This window comes from Bombilactobacillus sp. ESL1202, from assembly GCF_058107125.1.
In genome coordinates this window covers 233,591-257,164 of sequence record NZ_CM176590.1, presented here as the reverse complement: position 1 = coordinate 257,164, position 23,574 = coordinate 233,591, and the positions used below count along the sequence as shown (strand labels likewise).

At 37.3% G+C, this 23,574-nt stretch carries 30 protein-coding genes and 1 other annotated feature; of the genes, 29 read left to right on the top strand and 1 reads right to left on the bottom strand.

Annotated features, from left to right (window positions below):
* Positions 1-450, bottom strand: coding sequence for a MarR family winged helix-turn-helix transcriptional regulator (locus AC3B7A_RS01265; RefSeq protein WP_489755951.1), 450 nt, complete (start codon positions 448-450; stop codon positions 1-3).
* 87 nt (positions 451-537) lie between these two features.
* Here AC3B7A_RS01265 and AC3B7A_RS01260 point away from each other — a divergent pair, with 87 nt between their 5' ends.
* The 29 genes from AC3B7A_RS01260 to AC3B7A_RS01120 all read left to right on the top strand — a co-directional run bounded on the left by AC3B7A_RS01260 (position 538) and on the right by AC3B7A_RS01120 (position 23,515).
* Entirely contained in the window at positions 538-951 is a 414-nt protein-coding gene (locus tag AC3B7A_RS01260; RefSeq protein WP_489755950.1) for a hypothetical protein, read from the top strand.
* Positions 952-976: 25 nt separating this feature from the next.
* Positions 977-1,501, top strand: coding sequence for a hypothetical protein (locus AC3B7A_RS01255; RefSeq protein WP_489755949.1), 525 nt, complete (start codon positions 977-979; stop codon positions 1,499-1,501).
* A gap of 178 nt (positions 1,502-1,679) precedes the next feature.
* Entirely contained in the window at positions 1,680-1,871 is a 192-nt protein-coding gene (locus AC3B7A_RS01250; RefSeq protein WP_489755948.1) for a CsbD family protein, read from the top strand.
* A gap of 83 nt (positions 1,872-1,954) precedes the next feature.
* A complete protein-coding gene (locus tag AC3B7A_RS01245) occupies positions 1,955-2,635 on the top strand; it encodes an NAD(P)H-dependent oxidoreductase (RefSeq protein WP_489755947.1) in 681 nt (226 codons plus the stop codon).
* Positions 2,628-2,807 carry a hypothetical protein gene (locus tag AC3B7A_RS01240; RefSeq protein WP_489755946.1) on the top strand — a complete coding sequence of 60 codons (180 nt, stop codon included), beginning with the start codon at positions 2,628-2,630 and terminating at the stop codon, positions 2,805-2,807. Before AC3B7A_RS01245 ends, AC3B7A_RS01240 begins: the two co-directional genes overlap by 8 nt.
* Positions 2,808-2,867: 60 nt before the next feature.
* A complete protein-coding gene (locus tag AC3B7A_RS01235; protein ID WP_489755945.1) occupies positions 2,868-3,113 on the top strand; it encodes a hypothetical protein in 246 nt (81 codons plus the stop codon).
* A gap of 50 nt (positions 3,114-3,163) precedes the next feature.
* Positions 3,164-3,232 (top strand) — a sequence feature (ribosomal protein L21 leader region).
* Between the two features lie 8 nt (positions 3,233-3,240).
* A complete protein-coding gene (gene rplU, locus AC3B7A_RS01230) occupies positions 3,241-3,549 on the top strand; it encodes a 50S ribosomal protein L21 (protein WP_489755944.1) in 309 nt (102 codons plus the stop codon).
* Between the two features lie 2 nt (positions 3,550-3,551).
* Entirely contained in the window at positions 3,552-3,899 is a 348-nt protein-coding gene (locus AC3B7A_RS01225; RefSeq protein WP_489755943.1) for a ribosomal-processing cysteine protease Prp, read from the top strand.
* Between the two features lie 16 nt (positions 3,900-3,915).
* A complete protein-coding gene (gene rpmA, locus AC3B7A_RS01220; RefSeq protein WP_489755942.1) occupies positions 3,916-4,197 on the top strand; it encodes a 50S ribosomal protein L27 in 282 nt (93 codons plus the stop codon).
* Positions 4,198-4,553: 356 nt separating this feature from the next.
* Positions 4,554-5,117 (top strand): elongation factor P, encoded by a 564-nt coding sequence (gene efp, locus AC3B7A_RS01215; protein WP_489755941.1) that lies wholly within the window; start codon positions 4,554-4,556, stop codon positions 5,115-5,117.
* A gap of 28 nt (positions 5,118-5,145) precedes the next feature.
* Positions 5,146-5,559: an Asp23/Gls24 family envelope stress response protein gene (locus AC3B7A_RS01210; RefSeq protein ID WP_489755940.1), complete on the top strand. Its 414-nt coding sequence runs from the start codon at positions 5,146-5,148 to the stop codon at positions 5,557-5,559.
* A gap of 20 nt (positions 5,560-5,579) precedes the next feature.
* Positions 5,580-6,002: a transcription antitermination factor NusB gene (gene nusB, locus AC3B7A_RS01205; RefSeq protein ID WP_489756515.1), complete on the top strand. Its 423-nt coding sequence runs from the start codon at positions 5,580-5,582 to the stop codon at positions 6,000-6,002.
* Between the two features lie 216 nt (positions 6,003-6,218).
* Positions 6,219-7,070, top strand: coding sequence for a bifunctional methylenetetrahydrofolate dehydrogenase/methenyltetrahydrofolate cyclohydrolase FolD (gene folD / locus AC3B7A_RS01200; protein ID WP_489755939.1), 852 nt, complete (start codon positions 6,219-6,221; stop codon positions 7,068-7,070).
* A complete protein-coding gene (gene xseA / locus AC3B7A_RS01195; protein ID WP_489755938.1) occupies positions 7,067-8,419 on the top strand; it encodes an exodeoxyribonuclease VII large subunit in 1,353 nt (450 codons plus the stop codon). The genes folD and xseA overlap by 4 nt, the downstream gene beginning before the upstream one ends.
* Positions 8,400-8,654 carry an exodeoxyribonuclease VII small subunit gene (locus AC3B7A_RS01190; protein WP_489755937.1) on the top strand — a complete coding sequence of 85 codons (255 nt, stop codon included), beginning with the start codon at positions 8,400-8,402 and terminating at the stop codon, positions 8,652-8,654. Before xseA ends, AC3B7A_RS01190 begins: the two co-directional genes overlap by 20 nt.
* Positions 8,647-9,537, top strand: a complete 891-nt coding sequence (locus tag AC3B7A_RS01185; RefSeq protein ID WP_489755936.1) for a polyprenyl synthetase family protein — start codon at positions 8,647-8,649, stop codon at positions 9,535-9,537. The genes AC3B7A_RS01190 and AC3B7A_RS01185 overlap by 8 nt, the downstream gene beginning before the upstream one ends.
* Positions 9,534-10,361 (top strand): TlyA family RNA methyltransferase, encoded by an 828-nt coding sequence (locus AC3B7A_RS01180; protein WP_489755935.1) that lies wholly within the window; start codon positions 9,534-9,536, stop codon positions 10,359-10,361. The genes AC3B7A_RS01185 and AC3B7A_RS01180 overlap by 4 nt, the downstream gene beginning before the upstream one ends.
* A gap of 12 nt (positions 10,362-10,373) precedes the next feature.
* Positions 10,374-12,050 (top strand): DNA repair protein RecN, encoded by a 1,677-nt coding sequence (gene recN / locus AC3B7A_RS01175; protein ID WP_489755934.1) that lies wholly within the window; start codon positions 10,374-10,376, stop codon positions 12,048-12,050.
* Between the two features lie 83 nt (positions 12,051-12,133).
* Positions 12,134-12,751: a guanylate kinase gene (gmk, locus tag AC3B7A_RS01170; protein WP_489755933.1), complete on the top strand. Its 618-nt coding sequence runs from the start codon at positions 12,134-12,136 to the stop codon at positions 12,749-12,751.
* A gap of 1 nt (position 12,752) precedes the next feature.
* Entirely contained in the window at positions 12,753-13,037 is a 285-nt protein-coding gene (rpoZ, locus tag AC3B7A_RS01165; protein ID WP_489755932.1) for a DNA-directed RNA polymerase subunit omega, read from the top strand.
* Positions 13,038-13,140: 103 nt separating this feature from the next.
* Entirely contained in the window at positions 13,141-15,528 is a 2,388-nt protein-coding gene (gene priA, locus AC3B7A_RS01160; protein WP_489755931.1) for a primosomal protein N', read from the top strand.
* Between the two features lie 3 nt (positions 15,529-15,531).
* Positions 15,532-16,473, top strand: a complete 942-nt coding sequence (fmt, locus tag AC3B7A_RS01155) for a methionyl-tRNA formyltransferase (protein ID WP_489755930.1) — start codon at positions 15,532-15,534, stop codon at positions 16,471-16,473.
* The gene (rsmB, locus tag AC3B7A_RS01150; protein ID WP_489755929.1) at positions 16,430-17,791 is read left to right on the top strand and encodes a 16S rRNA (cytosine(967)-C(5))-methyltransferase RsmB; all 1,362 of its coding nucleotides are present in this window, start codon (positions 16,430-16,432) and stop codon (positions 17,789-17,791) included. The genes fmt and rsmB overlap by 44 nt, the downstream gene beginning before the upstream one ends.
* Positions 17,792-17,794: 3 nt before the next feature.
* Positions 17,795-18,550 carry a Stp1/IreP family PP2C-type Ser/Thr phosphatase gene (locus AC3B7A_RS01145; protein WP_489755928.1) on the top strand — a complete coding sequence of 252 codons (756 nt, stop codon included), beginning with the start codon at positions 17,795-17,797 and terminating at the stop codon, positions 18,548-18,550.
* Positions 18,543-20,516, top strand: a complete 1,974-nt coding sequence (pknB, locus tag AC3B7A_RS01140; protein WP_489755927.1) for a Stk1 family PASTA domain-containing Ser/Thr kinase — start codon at positions 18,543-18,545, stop codon at positions 20,514-20,516. The genes AC3B7A_RS01145 and pknB overlap by 8 nt, the downstream gene beginning before the upstream one ends.
* 1 nt (position 20,517) lies before the next feature.
* Positions 20,518-21,396, top strand: a complete 879-nt coding sequence (rsgA, locus tag AC3B7A_RS01135) for a ribosome small subunit-dependent GTPase A (protein WP_489756514.1) — start codon at positions 20,518-20,520, stop codon at positions 21,394-21,396.
* Between the two features lie 5 nt (positions 21,397-21,401).
* On the top strand, positions 21,402-22,073 hold the full coding sequence (gene rpe / locus AC3B7A_RS01130; RefSeq protein WP_489755926.1) for a ribulose-phosphate 3-epimerase: 672 nt from the start codon (positions 21,402-21,404) through the stop codon (positions 22,071-22,073).
* The gene (locus tag AC3B7A_RS01125; protein WP_489755925.1) at positions 22,060-22,695 is read left to right on the top strand and encodes a thiamine diphosphokinase; all 636 of its coding nucleotides are present in this window, start codon (positions 22,060-22,062) and stop codon (positions 22,693-22,695) included. The genes rpe and AC3B7A_RS01125 overlap by 14 nt, the downstream gene beginning before the upstream one ends.
* Positions 22,696-23,164: 469 nt before the next feature.
* Positions 23,165-23,515: a hypothetical protein gene (locus AC3B7A_RS01120; RefSeq protein WP_489755924.1), complete on the top strand. Its 351-nt coding sequence runs from the start codon at positions 23,165-23,167 to the stop codon at positions 23,513-23,515.
* Positions 23,516-23,574 lie beyond the last annotated feature (59 nt).

Below are 23,574 nucleotides of genomic sequence, written 5' to 3'. Positions count from 1 at the left end.
TCAATTTTGATTGGGATGCAGTAGTTGATTTAAAAGTTTTAAGCTGTCGGCAATTTGAGTTTGTTGTTCTTTAGACAGGGGACTGAGCACTTGCTGAAGGGTTTGGCTTCGGGCTTGAACAATTTTGGCATTGAAATTTACTCCTAAGGGGCTCAATTTGACTAATCGGCTGCGAGAATCGATGCTACTAACTTTTGTTATAATAAGTTTTGCTTGCTCCAAGCGGTTAAGTTGGCGACTGATAGTAGAATGAGAGCTGCCTAAAAAATTAGCCAAATCTCCCACATTAGTTACTGATTTTCGTGCGATGGTTGCAAACAGGGGTAATAATTTATAATCTAGGTCGACATGAGCATTTTTTATTAAATTTTGATCGATTTGTGGTTGATGAAAGAAATAAGCAATTTCGATTAGTTGTTCATAAAAAGTTTGGATTTGTACATTATTCATGATTTAATAATAACAAAATTATGTGCAAAATGCACCTAAATATGTTATTCTCTTATGTACATTGGTACATAAAGGGAGAACAAAATCATGAAAGCAGCAATAATTCGACAAAAGGGTCTGCTACCAGAAATAATAAAAGTTGTTGAACCACTAGAAACCAAAAATGAAAAAGTTGTTACCGTTCAAGCTAGTGTATTGAGTATGTTCAATAAATCTCACTCAATGGGAAAACATTATTCAAATCATGAACAATTCCCACGAATTGGTGGGGTTGATGATGTTGGGCAACTAGCTAATGGTCAACGGGTTTACTTTCTTGATCCACAATGGCCTTACGGCGCATTAGCGGAAAAAACCTTGGTACCAGTTAAGTCTTTAATACCGATTCCTGATCAATTAGACGCTTTGACTGCAGCAGCGATTGCCAATCCAGCAATGAGCTCATATGCGGCTTTGGTTTATCGTGCCAAAATTCAACAGGGCGATACAGTTTTGATTTAACGGTGCTACGGGAACAGCTGGCTCATTGGCAGTTAAAATGGCTTATACCTTGGGAGCAAAAAGAGTGATTGCTATGGGGCGTAACGAAGCCAAATTGGCGCAACTAGGAGTGGACAATTATTTTTCATGGGGTGCCTATGATTTACAAAATGCTCAGCAATTGCGTCAGTGTCAACTGGATTTACAACCGTTAATTAATGAAACAACGATAGTTTTAGATTATTTGTGGGGATCAACTGCACAAATAATTTTAAATACTTTAGCTACTAGTTTAAAGGCGGTTGACCTTAGGTACGTGGAAATTGGTTCAGTAACTGGGGCACAGATTAATTTGCCAGCGACAATTTTAAGATCTAAAAATATTCAATTAATGGGTTCAGGCATCGGTGCGCTAACCAAAAATAATTTATTACAGTCAATTCAACAAGTCTTTATCTTAGCAGCACAAAATCAGTGGACGGTACCATTCAAACAATATTCATTGACTAACATTAAAACTGCGTGGCAAGCACCAAATGCTCCACGAGCAGTTGTTAAAATTAATCAATAAAACTATCGGCGAATAGTACTTGTTTTTTTAATTGTGTGGTTGTATCCATTTTAAAAATCATTTCCTATTGGTTTTAGGTTCATGGGAGAATGCGCTATTAATTCTCAGAGGCACTTTTCTTTACGAAGCGCTCACAGAACTTCTACAATGAAGTTAAGTATAGAGGAGGTTTGAGGTTATGAGTAGTAAAATGGATCAAGTTAAAGGAAAAGTTAATGAAACTTTGGGTAAGGCTGCCAAAGATGATTCAAAAGAATTAAAAGGTAAAGCTGAACAAGCCATGGGTAAGGTCAAGGATAAATTTCAAGATGCCAAAGATGATGTTGCTCAAAAAATTAATAAGAAAATTGACAAGCATAAAAAAGATTAATGATTTATACTAATACTTTAAACTGTGACACAACGGATAACCGATTGGAGTCACAGTTTCTTTTTGGAAAGGGAGGAGATTGATTGAAAACTTTAATCATTGTGGCACATCACCAGATTGATAATTCCGCCACCCAGCAATTTTTAAAACAAGGAGCTACCTTAACGCAAACGACTTGGCATGATATTAGTTCTCAACAACAAACTTCAATTATCCAAGAGCAGCAATTGTTACAACAGGCTGAACGAATTATTTTGCAATTTCCACTATATTGGTACACGATTCCAACTGAATTGAAGTCTTGGCAAGATCACTATTTAACTACACAGTTTGTTGAACAAAAATTAATTGGTAAGCAACTTGGAGTAGTAGTTTCAACTGGTTTACCCCAAACCGCTTTTCAAGCGGGCGGAAAAGTTGGCTTTAGCTTGACCCAGTTACTAACACCACTGCAGGCTCTAGCTCAGCAATCTCAAATGCATTGGTTACCAATTTTTCCCATTTATCAATTTGCTTACTTAAATGAAGTCGAACAACAACAGTTATTAATGGATTACCAACGTTACTTAAGTCAAATTCAACCTGATTCTTTGTTCAACCGCAGTCAATGGTACTTACAAAAATTAACTCAATTAAATAAAACGTCTACTAATCCAATGACTGGCTTGATTCAAGAACAGTTAAATCAGAATATGCTACAAATAGAAACGAGCACGGATACTTTAAAATTAATTAAGGCGGGTGAAACAGAAAATCTTGAATGAAAATAATCAATGGGTTATTGAGCAATTAGAACAGTTGATACAACAAGAACCACAATACGAAAAACGTGCTTTTTGGCGCGGATTAATGACGTTAATTAAAGAACAAGATCGTAGATTACAGCAATTACAAGTAGAAATTGATGGCCGCTTATGGAACCATGACCAGTGGTAGAACAATTTTAGTTGTGGTAAAATTAAAAATAAATAAACTTTTAATTGTTTGGTGATTATGATGAAGAAAAAAACGCTGAAGGCCATGCTCAAAAAATCTCAACCTGCTCGTCCACAAATTAAAGCTGAGTTAACTTTTTCTGATGGTCGAATTTTGAATGTGCCTGTGTACGCTGATGATCAAGCAGCAATTGATCACTTAAAGCAACAACTTCGTGATAAAGACGGCAACTTTACGGATTTGCAAGGTCGTGATTATGATTTGCGTGGTTTGGTTCATTACGAATTTCTTGATAATAAAATTTAGTTGACGAATAGCTACTTTTTTTGTACAATTAAACAGTTGTAATTGTGCTACCACAGCTGCAACCGCGCATGACTAGGTTTAAGCTTAAAGCGCCTAGTGTGGCGAGTCTAAGAATGGAGGTGTACAAATGTACGCAATTATTAAAACTGGCGGCAAGCAATACAAGGTTGAAGAAAATAAAGCGATCTTTGTTGAAAAGCTTGATGTCCAAGAAGGTCAAGAAGTAACTTTTGATCAAGTTCTTTTAGTCGGTAGTCGTTCCATTACTGTTGGAACACCAACAATTGAAGGAGCTAAAGTTACTGGTACTGTTGAAAAACAAGGCCGGGAAAAGAAAGTTATTACTTACAAGTATAAGCCTAAGAAACATTCCCATACTAAAAAGGGTCATCGGCAACCTTATACTAAAGTTGTAATTAACAAGATTGAAGCCTAATAATGATTAGGGCAACTTTTGTTTGTAATAAATTACGTCAATGCAAGAAGTTTGTCATTACTGGTCATGCGGATGCTGGGGCTTACGGACAGGATATTGTCTGTGCGGCTGTTTCCGCCATTAGTTTAGGAACTATTAATTCGTTACAATCAATTGCTCGAATTACTCCGCAGATCAAAAGTACGCCTGATACTGGTGGTTACTTGGAGTGTGTAGTTGATTATGGAGTAATAAGTGATTATGATCAGTTAATCAAAGTACAAACATTGATGGATAATTGTTATCAAATATTACAATCGATAGTTGAAAATTACGGTGATTTTGTCCGTGTTGATTTAAAACAGGAATAGTTGGGAGGTAACAATTATGTTAGAAATGAATTTACAATTCTTCGCTCACCATAAGGGGGGCGGTTCAACTGCCAATGGTCGTGATTCTGCTGGTCGTCGTTTAGGTGCTAAAAGTGCTGACGGACAACGGATTAATGCTGGAACAATTATTTATCGGCAACGTGGTACTAAGATTCATCCTGGTGCTAATGTTGGTCGCGGTAGTGATGATACCTTATTTGCTTTAAAGCCAGGTGTTGTTAAGTTTGAACGTCTAGGACGTGACAAAAAGCAAGTTTCAGTTATTACTGAAGATTAATTTTAAGAGGGCCGCGTGAGCGGCCTTTTTTTAAATATAAATTTGTAGCCGGTTTATGATATACTTTATTCAGGAACATTAAATTCCAATTATCAAAAGGTTTTAGATAATGAGATGATAATTTTACTTTTATAAGTGATTAAATGAATATTAATTCTTTATTATACTTCAAACGTCAGTGGGCTGAACTTGAAAGAATTAAATCTTTTCGATCAACCTTTAATGTTAAGTAACTTTTATTCACTTATTGTGCAATTGGGAATTAATAAGTATTAGCTAGTTATGAAAATAGATCTGGTTTCTTAGTGGTTTGCTAGGAAGTCATAAAATAATTTTAAAGATTCTAGGAGTTTAAAATGATTTCAGTTAATGAGTTTAAAAATGGATTGACAATTCAGGTTAATGGTGAATTATGGCGGATTGTGGAATTTCAACATGTGAAACCAGGTAAAGGGAGTGCGTTTGTCCGTTCTAAGTTAAAGAATTTACGTTCGGGAGCTGTTCAGGAAAAGACTTTCCGTTCAACCGAAAAGGTCGAACAAGCACAAATTGATAATAAAAAAATGCAATATCTATACGCTGATGGTGATAACTATGTTTTCATGGATACTAATACCTACGAACAGTTATCGTTGCCCCGAGAAAATATGGGTGATGCATTAAATTATTTGGTGGAAAACATGGAAGTTAATGTGATCATGCATGGTGGAGAAACATTGGGCATTGATATCCCTAACGTTGTCGATTTAAAAGTGGCAGCAACTGAACCTGGAATTAAGGGAGACACAGCTTCTGGTGGTAGTAAACCTGCTACAATGGAAACTGGTTTAGTTGTCCAAGTACCATTTTTTGTTAATGAAGGTGACGTTTTAACAATTAATACGGTTGATGGTAGTTACAGTTCACGAGCTAATAAATAATTGTAAGTTAATTGAAGGAGACTTTAGGATGGCTGATAATAAATATTTACAGATTGCTACAACGCAAAATGATAAATTAGGCAACATTCATGTGGCAACTAATGTCTTAGAAGTCTTATTAGGGATTGCGGCAACACAGGTTAATGGTGTTTATGAAATGCGTGGTACTTTAGCCAACAATATCAATTCCTTATTTGGTCGCCAGAATCGTGGCAAGGGTGTTAATGTGGCTTATGATGATCAAAAACAACGCTTATCTGCTGACGTTTATGTCTATTTAGAATATGGTGTCTCCGTTCCTAAAGTTGCAATGGCTTTACAAAGATCTTTAAGCCAACAACTACAATTTATGACTGACTTAACAATGGCTCAAGTTAATGTTCACGTGGTTGGCTTAGTGGCTAAAAAAGAAAATGTTAGTGCAAAATTAGCTAAAATTTGAATCCAGAAAGTGGCGTGAAAGTGACTTTAAATCGACATAATATACGCGAGATTGCTTTTCAAACTTTATTTTTGATTGATTCTCTACCACAGCAAACTGTTAATGCTGCTATTCAGGAAGTTTTGTCTTTACAAGATATCAATGAAGTTCCAGAGTATCTTAATTTTTTAGTGAATGGTGTTTTAGAGCATAAGCTAGATTTAGATGAACAATTAAGTCAATATCTAAAAAAGGGCTGGTCTTTAAAAAGAATTAGTCGTAGTGATGTTAACATCATGCGATTAGGATTATTTGAAATTTTGTACAGTCCTGCAATTCCAACTAAAGTAGCGATTAATGAAGCCTTAGAGTTGGCAGAACAATTTAGTGAAACGCAATCAAAGAAATTTATTAATGGGGTGCTGTCTCATTTTACTGATCAGTCGCCTACTCAAGCAAAGTAAGGTGCTGTGAAAACAGCACTTTTTTTATGATTTTAAGTTCGGTAATTGGTTGAATATCGTATCAAAATAATACTTGTTTGATTTCATGCGAAACTTAATTAGCAACCTGCACTTCTTAGCTTGTAGTAAAGTTGAACTCAAGTTTGAATATTAGTATAGTAAACCTAGGATATTAAGTTGATTGTGAATAACCGTTAGATAAGGGAGGTAAATATGATGGCAATTGTAATGGATGGTAAGAAATCTGCTCAAGTGGCTGATAAACATTTTCAAGCACAAATTCAACAATTAAAGCTGCAAAATATTGTTCCCGGTTTAGCCGTAATTTTAGTTGGTGACAATGCTGCCAGTCAAATTTATGTTCGTAATAAAAAAAGACGGGCTGAAAAAATCGGGATTAACTATCAGTTGTATCATTTACCAGTAACAGTTAGTCAAACAGAATTATTAGATTTAGTTCAAAAACTGAATCAAACTCAAGAAATTGATGGAATTTTAGTGCAGATGCCACTTCCTGAACAAATTGATGCTGATTTAGTTATGAATACTATTGATCCGCAAAAAGATGTTGATGGTTTTGGGTTGTTAAACATTGGCCGTTTGTGGTCTGGTGAGCCGGGAAATTTTCCAGCCACCCCACGCGGTATTTTAAGATTACTTCACGATTATCAAATTCCAATTGCTGGTAAACAAGCAGTGATTGTGGGACGCAGTAATATTGTTGGTAAACCCATGGCTGGTTTATTATTACGGGAAAATGCAACGGTTACTTTGGCTCATTCGCAGACCAAAAATTTGCGACAAGTAACAAAACAAGCTGATATCTTAATTGTAGCAATTGGACAAGCTGAATACATTACGGCTGATTATCTGAAACCGGGAGTCGTAGTTGTAGATGTGGGAATGGATCATAATGAGCAGGGAAAACTGGTCGGGGATGTTGATTTTGCTAGCGCTGAAAAGGTTGCTAGTTATATTACACCGGTACCAGGTGGCGTTGGTCCCATGACGATTACCGGTTTGTTAGAACAAGTAATTAATCTAGCTCAACAGAGGAAAAATGTTTGAAAACATCAGAGTATTTAACTGTTAGTGCGCTGACACAATATTTGAAACGAAAGTTTGATTTGGATCCTTATTTGAATCAACGAGTTTATTTAACTGGTGAAATTTCCAATTTTCGCCGTCGGCCAAAGCACCAATATTTCTCATTAAAAGATCCACACGCTAAGATTTCAGCCATTATGTTTCAAAGTGCTTTTCAAAAGTTGAAGTTTGAGCCTGAAGAAGGAATGAAAGTTTTAGTTTGTGGACGGGTAACAATTTATGAACCAACTGGTCAATATCAAATTTATATTGAGCAAATGCAACCCGATGGTGTTGGTGCTTTATATCAAGCTTTTGAGCAACTCAAACAAAAACTGCAAACCGAAGGTGTTTTTGACCTACCTAAAAATCAAATTCCGAAGTTTCCGAGGAAAATTGCCGTGATTACTAGTCCTTCGGGAGCCGTAATTCGTGACATCATAACGACGGTTAAACGCCGTTATCCTATTGCCCAATTGGTTTTATTTCCAGCACAAGTCCAAGGAGAACAGGCAGCCGCTAGCTTAGTCCAGCGATTAAAACAAGTTAATGATTTAGCAAATTTTGATACTATTATCATTGGCCGAGGTGGTGGTTCTATTGAAGATTTACAACCATTTAATGAAGAAAATGTTGCGCGCGCAATTGTTGCTTCGAAAATTCCAGTTATTTCTTCCGTGGGTCATGAAACGGATACGACAATTGCTGATTATGTAGCTGATTTACGGGCACCAACACCGACAGCAGCTGCTGAATTGGCAACACCAGTCTTGAGTGAAGTGATTGCCAATTTACGCCAAATAAAATTACAACTGTATCAAATGGTTAAACAAATTTTACGCCAAAAACAGCAGTTACTTGAACGATATCAAACAAGCTATTTATTTAAAAATCCTCAAACGCTATATCAGGACTATTTACAGCGGGTAGATCAACTGACTTTACGATTAATGACGGTAGTAACTAATCTGTTACGACAACATCGTCATCAATTAGAATTAATACAACAGAGCTTGCTGTATCAACAACCACAGGTCTCAATGTTGCAAAAAAAAGTCAGTGAATTAGAAAACAAACTTCAGTCTGATTATGATAATTATTTAAAGCAGAAAAAACAGCAAGTGCGCCATTTATACGGCATTCTAGATGACTTAAGTCCTTTGAAAACATTGACCCGCGGTTATGCTGTTCTGCACGTTCAAGAGCAAACAATCACTAGTGTTGACCAAGTTAAATTAAAAGATCAACTGCAAGTGGAACTAAAAGATGGTTTATTAACTACGACTATTCAAGAAATTAAGGTAGGTCAAGATGGCACAAAAAAAGCATAGTTTTGAAGAAAATTTAGCAGCACTTCAGCAAATTGTCGAAAAGTTACAAACGGGTGATGTTCCTTTGGAAGAAGCAATGGATCAGTTTCAAAAAGGAGTAACTTTAAGTCAAAAATTAGAACAAACCCTTACAAAGGCTCAAGAAAAGTTGACCAAAGTTATGAATGAAGATGGTCAGGAAGCTGATTTTCAATTAACTTCTGAAGCAGATCAGGATAAGACTAAAGATGAATAAATTTACTAATTTATACGACCAATTGTTAGTTCCATTTAATGAATTTATGTATCAGCAGCTTGCTGATGAAGTTCAACAGGAGCAATTACGAGCAGGAATGTTGTACTCTCTACAAGCCGGTGGTAAACGGTTACGACCGTTTTTGTTTCTGGCGACCTTAAAATCTTTTGCTCCGCAATTAGACTTGACTAAATACTTTAAAATCGCCGGTGCTTTAGAGTTAATTCACACTTACTCATTAATTCATGATGATTTACCAGAGATGGATAATGATGATTATCGTCGTGGTCAATTAACTAATCATAAAAAATTTACAACTGGTCGAGCAGTCTTAGCAGGCGACGGTCTATTGACACATACTTTTGTTTGGTTGGCTGCTAATGACTTAGATGCTGAAATAAAAGCCCAATTAGTTTATGTTTTAGCTAAGGATGCTGGCATTCAGGGCATGGTCGCTGGGCAAATGACTGATATTGTCCAAACGGGTCAGACTTTGACATTAGAGCAAATTACGCAATTAGATGAGCAAAAGACAGGCGCTTTAATTCAAGCGAGTGTGGAAATGGGAGCCGTTTGTCTAAAATTATCGACCATACCGGTTAAACATTTGCGAAAGTTTGCCCAAAATTTTGGTTTGGCTTTTCAAATTTATGATGATTTATTGGATATTATTGGTGATCAAAAATCTTTGGGAAAAGCTGTTGGTAAAGATCAAATAGCAGGTAAGAATACTTATCCTGAAATTTTAGGAGTCTGTGGGGCAAAAGAAAAGCTGCAGACTGTTTTAAAATTAGCTCACCAAGAGTTAGCGGTAATTAATTTGGATAATAGTTATTTAGCTGATTCATTAGCCTATTTTGAGTTGGAGGATCATCAACAATGACTATTCAAAAAGAACGAGTGGACGTGTTAGTAGTTAATCAAGGTTTAACTACTTCACGTGAACAAGCTAAGCGGGCTATTATGGCTGGCGAAGTTTATAATGAAGATAATTTGCGGTTGGATAAACCTGGTGAAAAAATTGCAATTACCAGTCAATTACATTTAAAGGCACGCAAGCATCAGCAATATGTTGGCCGTGGTGCGTTAAAATTAGCTAAAGCATTAGATGTATTTCAAATTGATTTAACGGATTTGTTATGTTTAGATATAGGAGCTTCGACCGGTGGTTTCACTGATGTTGCTTTGCAACATGGTGCTCAAAGTGTTTATGCGTTAGATGTGGGGTATAATCAATTAGCTTGGAAATTACGCACCGATCCCCGCGTTCAAGTTATGGAGCGGGTTAATTTTCGTTATAGTCAACCACAAGATTTCACTCAAGGTTTACCAGCATTTGCAATGACGGATGTTTCTTTTATTTCTTTGAAATTAATTTTACCGCCACTGACTAAAATTTTATTACCACATCATGATGCAGTTTGCTTAATTAAACCGCAATTTGAAGCTGGTAAAACTAAGGTTGGGAAGCACGGAATTGTTCGTGATCCGCAGGTTCATCGGCAAGTTTTGAACGAGATTTTAGCTTTTGCCGTGACGCAAAATTTTGATGTTTTGGGATTAGACTATTCACCGATTACTGGTAGTGGTGGTAATATTGAGTTTTTAGTTCACTTACGCTTAAGTGAGACAACAGGTAAAATAAGGGCGTCAGTTAAAATTGATGAAGTTTTAAAGCGGGCTTATCAACAGTTAAAAACACATTAGTGAGGGGTTAACATGCTGCAGGAGTTAATTATTCAAGATTTTGCGATTATTCACCAAGTTGATGTTTGTTTTTACCAAGGTTTAACAGCACTAACGGGCGAAACCGGAGCAGGTAAGTCAATTATTATTGATGCGTTGGGACTTTTAATTGGTCAACGCGGTTCTAGTGAATATGTTCGTAGTGGTACTGATAAAGCCCTGGTTCAAGGAATGTTTACCATTGATAATGCCAATCAAAAAATAATTGGTGATTTTTGTCATAATTTGGGGATTGACTTCAGTGAACAAACGCTGATTGTGAAACGGGAGTTACACCGCAATGGCCGTAATGTTTGTCGAATTAATGATCAATTAGTTCCGGTAACTACTTTAAAAACATTAGGGCAATATTTAGTTGATATTAGTGGGCAAAATCAAAGTCAGCAATTGTTAGATCCTACGAGCCATGTGCGACTATTAGACCAATTTGGTGGTGAACAAACGCTAGCTAGTTTACAAAAATATCAAGTAATCTATGAAAATTATCAAAAGTTACAGCGACAGTATGTTTCCCTTCAACAAAATCAACAACAACGAGCTCAACAAATTGATATGTTGCAATTTCAAATTAAAGAAATCTCAGCAGCTCAGTTGCGTGTTGATGAAGAAGATGAACTTTTGGAGGAAGAACAGAAATTAGCTAATTTTGAAAGAATTAATACGGCTTTAAATGATTCTTATCAATTATTGGCTGGTGGTGACCAAAGTTTATTGGATCAACTCAATCAAGCATTACAAAACATCCAACAAATTCAAGATTTAGATCCGACTTTTGCGGAAATCGAACAAGAGCTCAGTGATGCGTATTACAATCTTCAAGATAGTCAAGAACAGTTATCCAGTCAATTAGACGAGGGTGATTTTGATCCGCAAAAATTGCAGATGATTGAAGAGCGACTACAGTTAATTCGCAATTTAAAGCAAAAATATGGTACTAATATTTCAGAAATTTTACAATTTTATCAACAAGCACAAGCGCAATTAGCAAAATTACAAGCGGAGTTGGTCGATCCCCAAGAATTACAGCAACAAATTACGACGCTTGAAAGCAAATTGACGGTTCAAGCGGAGGACTTGAATCAAAAACGCCAACTAGCTGCTAGTCAATTGACTCAACAAATCAGGCAGCAATTGCAAGCGATGTATATGGAAAATACCGTTTTTAAAGTGAAGTTTACTAAACAAGATTTTACGACCCAGGGCAATCAAGCTGTTGAATTTTATTTACAAGCTAACCCTGGTGAGGATTTAAAACCCTTAGCGAAAGTAGCTTCGGGAGGGGAATTGGCGAGAATAATGTTAGCTTTAAAGACGATTTTGGCGCAGTATCAAAATGTCGAAACGATTGTTTTTGATGAAATTGATACTGGTGTTAGTGGCCGAGTAGCACAAGCGATTGGTGATCAAATGCGCCAGCTGGCGCAAACGGTTCAAGTTTTATGTATTACTCATTTACCACAAGTGGCAGCTGATAGTCGTCACCAATATTTAGTTCAAAAACAGGTTCAGTCGGCTCAGACCATCACAACAATTGAATTATTGAATCAGCAGCAAAGAATTGAAATTATTGCACAGATGTTAGAGGGAACTAAAGTTACGACCATTACCCGAAAACATGCACAAGAATTATTAATTCTGGCGCAAAAATGATAATTGTTGTAAACAACTCTTGAAAAAACATTGAAAATGGTGCATCATGTAAAGTAAATATTTTGTGTTAAAAGGGTGTCTATATGGTCTCGGGAAAAGGTATGTTAATTGTATTATCAGGTCCATCAGGTGTGGGGAAGGGAACCGTCCGCAAGGCAATTTTGCAAAATTCAGCAATTAAGTTTAAGTATTCGGTTTCTATGACCACAAGAAAAAAACGTGCTGGTGAACAAGAAGGAATTGACTATTTTTTTCGGACTAAAGAACAATTTGAATCAGAAATTAAGAATGGCGGTATGTTAGAGTACGCTCAATATGTTGATCATTATTACGGAACACCATTGAGTTATGTTCAACAGACTTTAAATGCAGGCATTGATGTCTTGTTAGAAATAGAAGTTAATGGCGCGATGCAAGTACGCCAAAAAATGCCGGATGGTGTTTTTATTTTTCTGACACCACCTGATTTGTCTAGCTTACGTAACCGAATTATCAATCGTGGTTCCGAAGATCAAGTAACAATTGATAAAAGAATGGAAAAAGCTAGACAAGAAATCAAAATGATGTCAAACTATGATTATGCAGTAGTTAATGATGAAGTACCGCAAGCTGTCAAACGGATTGAACAAATTGTCCGCAGTGAACATTTACGTGTTCCACGAGTCATTGGCAGCTATCAAAAAATGATTGGAGCTAATTGATATGATTTCTTATCCCTCAATTGATAAATTATTAGATCAAGTTAATTCACGTTATTCTTTAGCAATTTTATCAGCTAAGCGTGCTCATGAAATTGATGACGGTGATGTGGAAATGTTAAGTAGTTATGAATCACCACGTTCCGTTGGCAAAGCTTTAGAAGAAATTGCTGATCAAAAAATTCAAGTTGACCCAGAGTCGATTTTAAGTGAACGTAGTGCTGAGCGCATTGATTATCTGGAAGAAGCTGAGCATGAGCGTTTAGAAGATTTGAACAAAGGTCTATAATGCTACTCCATTCAGATGTTAATCTGGTGGAGTTTTTTTGTCTTTGATTTGAACGCTTTATCTTATAACAAGATTATTTTTAAATTTTTCAGTAAGATAGGAGATGAAAAGCTATTTGTATGCGCAAGTAATTGTGGATGTGCCGACCAAACAAACGGATCATACTTTTGATTATGAAATACCAACTGATTTGCAAGAATTAGTTAAACCTGGTGTTCGGGTTAGTGTTCCATTTGGTCGCTCGGCTCGTTTGGTTCAGGGATTTGTCATCACAATCAGTTCGACTAGTGCTTTTACTGGTAAGGTCAAAGCCATTACCGCGGTATTAGATTTACAACCGGTATTAAATTCAGAATTGTTACAATTATCCGATTGGTTGGCGCAAAATACGTTTGCTTTTCGGATTTCTTGTTTACAGACCATGCTACCTAATTTGATGCGGTCTAAATCCCAGAAATTGGCAGTTGCCTTAAATCAGCAAATTAGCAAATCCGCTTTGTTTAACGGTTCAGAATTTGTGGATTTGTCCAAATTAACGGTGTCACAACAACGTCAGATTGCTACTTGGCAAAAACAAGGCGGAGTAGCAATCAAATATATCTTAAAAAATCAAGCGCACCATTTACAACAATTAGTATTAAAACGGCGGGCTTTAGATTATCCAGCCTTATTGGCGCAATTACCCAAAAATGCTAAGCAACAAAAGAGATTATTGCAATTATTTAGTAATACTAATTTAACTAGTGTTAGTTATCGTCGTTTAAAACGTGATTATCAAATTACTAATGCAACAATTAATGCTGTTCTTAACAAAGGCTGGTTTACTAAGGAACAAACAATTTTATGGCGTGATCCGAATCAAGAGCCAGTCAAAGCAACAAAGCCCAAGCAGTTAACCCAGGAACAACAAGCAGCTGTTAGCCAAATTATTGCCGATCAACAACAACCTATTTTGTTAGAAGGCGTAACTGGCAGTGGTAAAACTGAAGTTTATTTACAAGTAATTCAACACTATTTGGAGCAGGGAAAAAGTGCTTTAATGTTAGTTCCGGAGATATCGCTAACACCACAAATGGTGCAGCGGGTGCGGGGACGTTTTGGCAAGCAAACAGCAGTTTTGCATAGTGGTCTATCACAAGGTGAGCGCTATGATGAATGGCAAAGAATCCAGCAAGGTCAAGCTAAAGTGGTGGTGGGCGCCCGGTCGGCTATTTTTGCTCCTTTAACTAATATTGGTGTCATTATTATTGATGAGGAACATGAAGCTAGTTATAAACAATCAGATAATCCCCGTTATCATGCCCGTGATGTTGCCTTATGGCGCGGCAATTATCATCATTGTCCTGTGGTATTAGGCAGTGCTACTCCTAGTTTAGAAACACGTGCTCGCGGTCAAAAAGGTGTTTTTAAATTAGTTCGCTTAACTAAACGTGTGCATAATCAGGCTTTACCGACAGTTACCGTTATTGATTTACGTCAGCCAGAACAATTATCAGCACAACTAGATTTATCAAAACCTTTACTAAAAGGCTTAAAAAACACTTTAGCCAATCGTGAACAAGCAATTTTATTATTAAATCGTCGGGGGTTTGCGTCTTATTTAATTTGTCGCCAGTGTGGTTTTGTACCTGAATGTCCTAATTGTGATATTTCGTTGACGGTCCATTTAAAAGAGCATCGTTTGTTATGTCATTATTGTGGGTTTAGTCAGCCGTTATTAAAAAAGTGTCCGCAATGTGGTAGTAATAAAATTCGTTTTGATGGTACCGGAACACAAAAGGTTGAACAAGAATTAACGCAAATTTTTCCTACCGCTAAAATTATTCGGATGGATAATGATACTACGAAAACAAAGGGTGCTCATCAACGGTTATTGGCTGAGTTTGAACAGCAAGGCGATATCTTATTAGGTACCCAAATGATTGCTAAGGGGTTGGATTTTCCACGGGTAACTTTGGTGGGCGTTATTAACGCCGATACGGGGTTAGCTTTAAGTGATTTTCGAGCCAGTGAACGAACTTTTCAGTTATTAACGCAAGTTAGTGGCCGAGCTGGTCGAGCCCAACGACCTGGTCAAGTTTATGTTCAAACCTATAATCCTGATCATTATGCAATTCAACTAGCAGCCAAACAAGATTATGAAAAGTTTTATCAACAAGAAATGAAATTTCGGCATCAGGCAGGCTATCCGCCTTATTTTTATTTAATTAAAATTAGTGTTTCCCATAAATCTCAAGCAGCGGCTTTGAAGATGGCATATAATATAGCTAAACGTATTAAACCAGTTTTACGGGAACGAGAGCAGATATTGGGGCCAACACAACCAACAGTGGGACGTGTAGATAATCGCTATTATTATCAAATTGTCATCAAATATCGTCAAAACGCTGCACTGTTTCGAGTTTTGCATCAAATTATGAATAATGTGCAAATTGATCGTCGCCAAGGTTTTTTAGTTGCGCTGGATCATGAGCCACAACAATTGGAGTAGATTATGACAAAAATTATTTTTATGGGTACACCAGAGTTTTCAGTGACCATTTTGGCAGGTTTGTTAGCGGCTAATTATGAAATTAGTGCGGTGGTGACACAGCCTGATCGGCAAGTTGGAAGAAAGAAAAAAATTGAATTTTCACCGGTGAAAGAATTTGCCCTGCAACATCATTTATCGATTTTTCAACCAGAAAAATTGAGCGGTAGTTTGGAATTGGAGCAATTAATTAATTTGCAGCCGGATTTAATTATTACAGCAGCCTTTGGTCAATTTTTACCTAATAAGTTGTTACAAGCAGCTAAAATTGCGGCAATTAATGTTCATGGATCATTGTTACCACACAATCGTGGTGGTGCACCAATTCAAAGAGCCATTATGAATGGTGATCAGATGACTGGTATAACAATCATGTACATGGCATCGCAGATGGATGCAGGCGATATTATTAGTCAGCAAAGTTTGGCGATTTTGCCCAAAGATACGGCGGGGTCATTATTTGAGAAGTTAGCGGTCATAGGGCGTGATTTGTTATTAAAAACTTTGCCGGCAGTAATTAAGCAAACTAATTCCCGGCAAAAACAAGATGAAAGTCAAGTGACAATTACGCCTAATTTAAAAGCTGCAGAAGAACAAATTGACTTACAGCAGCCGGCCTTAAAAATTGACCGGCAAGTGCGTGGTTTGAATCCGGATCCGGTGGCTTATTTATTGATGAAGGGTCAGCGGTTAAAAGTTTACCAAACAGCCTTGAGTGAACAAACGACAACTGCCAAGTCAGGAACAATTGTCGTTCGGACAAAAAAACGATTAGGAATTGCCGCCGGTGATAATTCCATTATTTATTTGGAACAAGTTCAACCAGCGGGTAAAAAAATCATGTCCATTAATGCTTATTTAAATGGTCAAGGAAAGGATTTACAAGTTGGTGACACAATCAATTAAAACGAGTGTCCGTGCAATTGCGGTGCAAATTTTAACGCAAGTTTTTAGTAATGCTGGGTATTCAAATCAGTTGTTGAACCAAGCTTTACAGAAAAAATTGTTAAATGAAGCTGATCAACGTTTATTGAGCCAATTAGTTTACGGAGTCTTGCAACACAAGTTAACTTTAGATTATGAATTAGCACCGTATCTAAAGGGCAAGAAGTTAGCACCATGGGTTCAAAATGTTTTACGCGTTGCTGTCTATCAGTTAAAATACTTGGATCGCATTCCTGATCGGGCAGTGTTATTTGAAGCAACACAATTGGCTAAAATTCAAGGAAATCTCGGTTTAGCTAAATTGGTGACGGCAGTTTTACGCAATTTGTTACGTAATGGTTGGCGCAGTTTAACTAATTTGCCCACTTTAGAGCAGCTCAGCATTCAATATAGCGTTCCGCAATGGATTATCGAACAAGTGCAACAACAATTGGGGCTAGCTAAAACACAAACATTATTGGCCAGCTTAAATCAGCCGCCTAGATTATCGCTGCGTGTTAACACAGCTAAAATTAGTCGTACTGAATTACAAAGTCAATTGCAAGCTGAAGGCCTAGCAGTGCAACCTAGCGAAGTTAGTGAGCAGGCCTTAGTAGCTGAGCATGGTTTTGGGGCTGGTTCAAAATGGTTTCAGAACGGTTTTTGTACGATTCAAGACGAAAGCTCAATGTTAGTGGCTCCAGCTTTAAAAGTTCAACCAGGCAATCAAGTGTTAGATGCTTGTGCTGCTCCAGGAGGTAAAACCACTCAAATTGCGAGTTTGTTAGCTGGTCAAGGCAAGGTGACCGCCTTAGATATTCATGCTAAAAAATTACGTTTAATCAAAAATAACGCCCAACGTTTGGGAGTATGGCCACTAGTCCAAACTAAGGCTTTAGATGCGCGCCAAGTTGCTGATCAGTTTGCACCAGCTAGTTTTGATCGCATTTTAGTTGATGCACCATGTTCTGGTTTTGGCTTGATGCGCCGGAAACCAGAAATTCGTTATGGTCGGCAATTAAGTGATATTTTGAATTTATCCAAGATTCAACAGGCGATTTTGAATGCTGTTGCGCCGCTATTAAAACCGCAGGGTTACTTAGTTTACAGTACATGTACGATTTTTGATCAAGAAAATCAACAAGTAATTACGCAGTTTTTAACGACCCACACCGATTTTCAATTGGTACCAGTCCAAACGACTAGGCACCTAGCTTTACAAAAGCAAATGTTAAAGATTTATCCGGATGATTATCAAACTGATGGTTTTTTTATTGCTTGTTTAAAAAAGGTGAAATAAATTATGCAAATTGCTTTTACAACAGATATTGGGCGTCAGCGCCAAACTAATCAAGATGACGTTCAAGTTTATCAAAATCAAAAAGATGTTATTTTAGCTTTAGTTGCTGATGGAATGGGTGGACATCGCGGTGGTGATGTTGCGTCTAATATGGTAATTCAACATTTTAAAACGGCTTTTGAACAAAATAAACTCCAAGATATCCACGAATTAGCACAGTGGACCGAAAATTTTTTAGTTCAAGAAAATCAACGGATAGTAGCGACGGCTAATGAACATACGGAATTAAATGGTATGGGTACAACGATTGTGGGCGCGTTTATTTTGCCGCAACAATTAGCGGTTTTTAACGTTGGTGACAGTCGTTGTTATTTATTGGTGCAAGGAGAATTACGGCAGGTCAGTTTTGACCATTCATTAGTTAACGAATTATTAGTAGCAGGCGAAATTACGCCCGAGCAGGCGCGCAATTCTCCGAATAAAAATATTATCACCCAAAGTTTAGGGGTTTCAAAGGATGTCAAACCCACTTTTGGCTTCTTCAATTTACAATCACAAGCCCAAATTCTACTATGTACTGACGGATTAACTAATATGTTATCTAATCAACAAATTCAACAAATTTTAGAGCAAAATCTAACGCCCCAGGAAAAATGTGATTTATTGATTCAACAAGCTAATTTGGCTGGTGGGTTAGATAACATTACCGCTTTAGTAATTGATATGGCCGCTCAACAAGGGGTGAGTCAAAATGATTAATAAAGGGGATTTAATTGCTGAACGTTACTTGATATTGGACACTTTAGGCGAAGGTGGAATGTCGAATGTTTATCTGGCTGAGGATACATTTTTACATCGGCGGATAGCCTTGAAAAGTTTACGCTTAGATTTAACTGATAATCAACAATTTCGGCGCCGTTTTCAACGTGAATCACGAGCCATGAGTGAATTATCCAGTCCCTATATTGTCAATATTTTAGATATTGGTGATGATAGTTTTCCCTACATTGTGATGGAATATGTGCAAGGACCAACTTTAAAAAAGTATTTACACCAACATTTTCCGCTACAACATACCCAAATTATCCGGTTGATGTCAGAAATTTTACAAGGCGTTAAAGCGGCTCATAATCGTGGCATTATTCATCGGGATTTAAAACCGCAAAATGTCTTTATTACGCCACAATGCCACGCAAAGGTCGGCGATTTTGGGATTGCCTTAGCTTTAGGGGAACAATCCATTACGCAATCCGATTCAACGATTGGTTCGGTTCATTATATGGCACCAGAACGGGTTCGGGGAGCTCAAGCGACGGTGCAATCAGATATTTATTCTTTAGGAATTATTCTCTTTGAAATGTTAATTGGCCATTTACCATTTGATGCAGAAACTTCAATGGCAGTGGCGGCAAAGCATTTTAATGAGCCAATTCCAGATTTACGGGAAATTAATGCTCAAATCCCCCAGGCGTTAGCGAATGTTGTCTATAAAGCGACAGCTAAAGTACCCGAACAGCGTTATCGTAACGCAGAGGAAATGGCGCAAGATTTAGCAACTAGCTTGGATCCTAGTCGCGTTAATGAGGCATGCTTTATTCCGGAACCAATAAATACCGAAGAAACAAAAGTTTTATCTAATGTGGCCAAAAAATCTTTAACCCCCGAGGTTAATCCAGCCTCCGACCAAACGGTGGCTCCAGTTAAGCCAAGTCAGAAAAAGAAAAAGCGGCATTGGTTTTGGTGGCTATTGACATTGGCGATTTTAGTGTTGCTTGCCTATTTTTTAATTTGGTTTAACCGTAAGGAAGTTCAGGTTCCTGATGTAAGTGATTTAAGTTTAAATCAAGCGGAAGCAGTTTTAAATAACTCCGATTTAAAATTAGGAACGGTGACGCGTCAAACTAGTAATACTGTGAAAAAGCATAATATTATCCGCTCAATTCCGCCCAAGGGTGGTCATTTAAAATCGGGAACTAAAGTCCAACTAGTTCAAAGTACGGGGCCAAAAAAGCAGAACTTACCCAATGTTCGGGGGTGGAATTATTACGATGCACGTAAAAAGCTACAAGATGCTGGTTTTACCGTGAAACGTCATAATCGCTATTCAACTAGTGTGGCTGCGGGTAAAGTTATTAAACAAACACCAGCAGCTAATGGTCAAAAGATTTCTCAAGGTAGAACCGTTCACTTAACCGTGTCTTTAGGAATTAAAAACACCGGGCTCGTGGTTAAAGATTTAACTGGATATAATTTACGCGGTGTACAAGATTATGCAAATGAGGAAGGCTTACAATTAGAAATTAAAAATATTCCGTCCTCGACAACCGAAAAGGGTTTAGTTATTTCGCAAAATCCGAGTGCTGGAACCCGAGTGGTTAGCGGAAGTACATTGACAGTTAATATTTCTAGTGGCAATCAAACTGCCGATAACCTACCACCAAATCGTTCAGCGGCAACGAATGAGGCCGCGCAATCAAATAATGTGCAAAATATTTCGCGGACTGTTAATGTACCCTATAATAGTCAGACTGGAAATAGTAATAATGTGGTTAAAATTTTTGTCAAAGATTTAAATCATAATTTAAATGATGTTTATCAAACTTTGAACATTACAGCTGATACACCGATAACAATTAACTTACAACTTAATAAAGGACAAAGTGGTCAATATTTAGTGGAACGCGATGGACAAACCATTGATTCGCAAACGGTCACGGCTGATTAAAATGCAAACAGGGAAAATTATTAAATCAAATAGTGGTTTTTACGATGTACAATTACCCGACGGGCGCGTTGTGACAACACGGGCGCGCGGGAATTTTCGGCAACAAAAGATCAAACCAATTGTCGGCGATCTGGTCGATTTTGAACAAGAATATTTGCTCAAGATTCATCCGCGCAAAAATGAAATTATCCGGCCGTTAATTGCTAACATTGATCAGGCTTTAATTGTAATGTCCGCCGTTCAACCGGCGTTTTCCACTAATTTATTAGATCGTTTTTTAGTCAATTTACAGTTGCAAAAAATTAAACCAATTATTTATTTAAGTAAAACCGATGTGGCTACAGAAGCTGAGCTACTAGCAATCCAACCAATTTTAGCTTATTATCAACGGTGGGGCTATTTAGTATTTGAGCAAACGGATTTGGTCGCCTTAAAGCAGTCTTTAAAGGGAATGGAAACTGTAGTTACTGGGCAAACTGGTGTTGGTAAATCAACGTTACTCAATCAATTGCTACCGGAGTTAAAATTAAAAACAGCGGCTATTTCTAACAGTTTAAATCGGGGTAAACATACCACTCGTTTAGTGACGTTATATCCCTTAGCAGAAGGCTTGATTGCGGATACGCCGGGTTTTTCGGCTCTGCAATTTCAAGGAGTTACCAAAGAGCAGTTACCACAATTATTTGTTGATTTTCAGGCAGTACAAGCTGATTGTAAATATCGTGGTTGTTTGCACTTACAAGAGCCGAATTGTGCTGTGAAGCAAGCGGTCACGCAAGGAAAAATTTTAACGAGTCGTTATCAAAATTACGCACAATTTCAAGCTGAGTTGGCGCATCAACGGCCAGTTTATCGCAAAACACCGAAAAAGAAGAGGTAAAGCTGATGAAGCAGTATATCATTGCACCATCAATCTTAAGTGCCGATTTATTAAATTTACAAACTGATTTACAAGCCGCAATTGCTGGGGGCGCGGACATGTTTCATATTGACATCATGGACGGCGCTTTTGTGCCCCATTTAACATTTGGCCCTGACATGGTGCAAGCTGTGCGTTCATTGACTAAAGTGCCGTTAGATGTTCATTTGATGGCGCAACAGCCTGAGAATTATTTAGATCAATTATTACAAACGCCAGCGGATTTAATTAATTTACATGTTGAAAGTACCAATCATATTTATAATTTAGTGCAGCGCGTTCAAGCTGAAGGGGTTAAGGCGGGGATTGTTTTGAATCCCGGAACTGCAATAGCAACGGTGACACCATTGTTACCGCTGGTGGATAATGTCTTAGTGATGACGGTTAATCCGGGCTTTGGTGGTCAACAATTTATTCAACCAATGACCGCCAAAATTGCCCAATTACAGCAGTTGCGTCAAGAAAATTTGGCTTATAATTATACCATTGAAGTTGATGGGGGGATTAATGACCAAACAATTCAATTATGTCAACAAGCAGGCGCCGAAGTTTTTGTAGCAGGTTCTTATATCTTTGATCATGAAGTAGCTTCCCGAATTGACAATTTAAGGCAGGCTTTAGCTAATGAAAACTGTTAATGTAATGTTAGGCAGCACGCAAAATTTACCTACCGATTTGGCAAAAATAAGTGGTCCTTGGATTGGAGCAGATCACGGGAATATTACCTTATTGCAAAGACAAATTGTTCCTCAAATTGGCGTCGGTGATTATGATTCTTTATCGGTAATTGAACGAAACTGGTTAGAAGCTGAAGTAGCTGATTTGCGTTATGCTAAACCAGAAAAAGACTTTACTGATTCGCAGGCAGCCGTCAGCTTAGCTTTACACGCGTTAGGAGCCGATCAAGTTAAGATCTACGGAGCAACGGGTGGGCGATTAGACCATGAATTAGTTAATTTGTGTTTGCCATTAGATTTTGCACTTGATGAAGCGGTTAAATTGCGGATTATTGATCGTCAAAATGTTATTACTTATTATCGACCGGGACGTTATCAGGTCACTAAATTAGCAGCGACGAAGTATTTGGCCTTTTATAATTTAGTGGCAGTAAAAAGTTTCTGGATTAAAGATGCTAAATATCCATTAGTACCAACCGATTTGAAACGACCCGTCTCTTTGTCCAGTAATGAATTTATTAAACAAACGGTCGAATTTGGTTTTCAAAGTGGAATGGTAGCAGTTATTCAGTGTCATGATTAAAGTACAATGGGATAGACAAATTAAAAGTAGGACTAATTAGCCAAAAATTTGGCAGTTAGTCTTTTTTAATTACATAGAAAATCTAGCCAAAAATCCAACACTAGTGTTGGAACTTAATAAAAACTTAAGAATCTTAAGAAAAACTTAACATTTAGATTTTAGTTATTTTTGAAAAAATCGTTCACAAGGATAAATACGGTTAAATCAAGCTTCGTTGTGAGCATGTGAAAAAGCAAAACAGCCATTTTGTGTGATATATAAATCACAACGGGCTTTTTCGAGAGTTTTTTGCCAAATAGGGTTTGATTTATCACTAATTAACCAATTATAATATGAAATATATGAGAGATTAAGATTATTAATTGCTTATTATTTGATAAAAACAGGTATCGAATTTAAGCGAACATAATCAAAATCATTTTTAAAAATGTAAATATTTTAGACGAGATGAACAAAGGAGAGTATAAAAATGCATCGAAGTAAAAGATTATTAGTGACTATGGGCGTGACCTTATTCTCATCAACTTTGTGGTTGACAGCAAATAAGACCACTACTAAAGCGGATAATGTTAATGATCAAGGCAAGTTTGATCAAGCAGCACCAGGAGAAGAAATTCAGACAACCGATCCCAGTGAAATAAATGGCATTAACAATCGACAATCGACAATCGACAATCGACAATCGACAATCGACAATCGACAATCGACAATCGACAATCGACAATCGACAATCGACAATCGACAATCGACAATCGACAATCGACAATCGACAATCGACAATCGACAATCGACAATCGACAATCGACAATCGTGCAGATAGCAGCATAAGTGATACAAGTAATAATAATCAACAGCAAGTAGAGGGGAGTGCTAACGAAA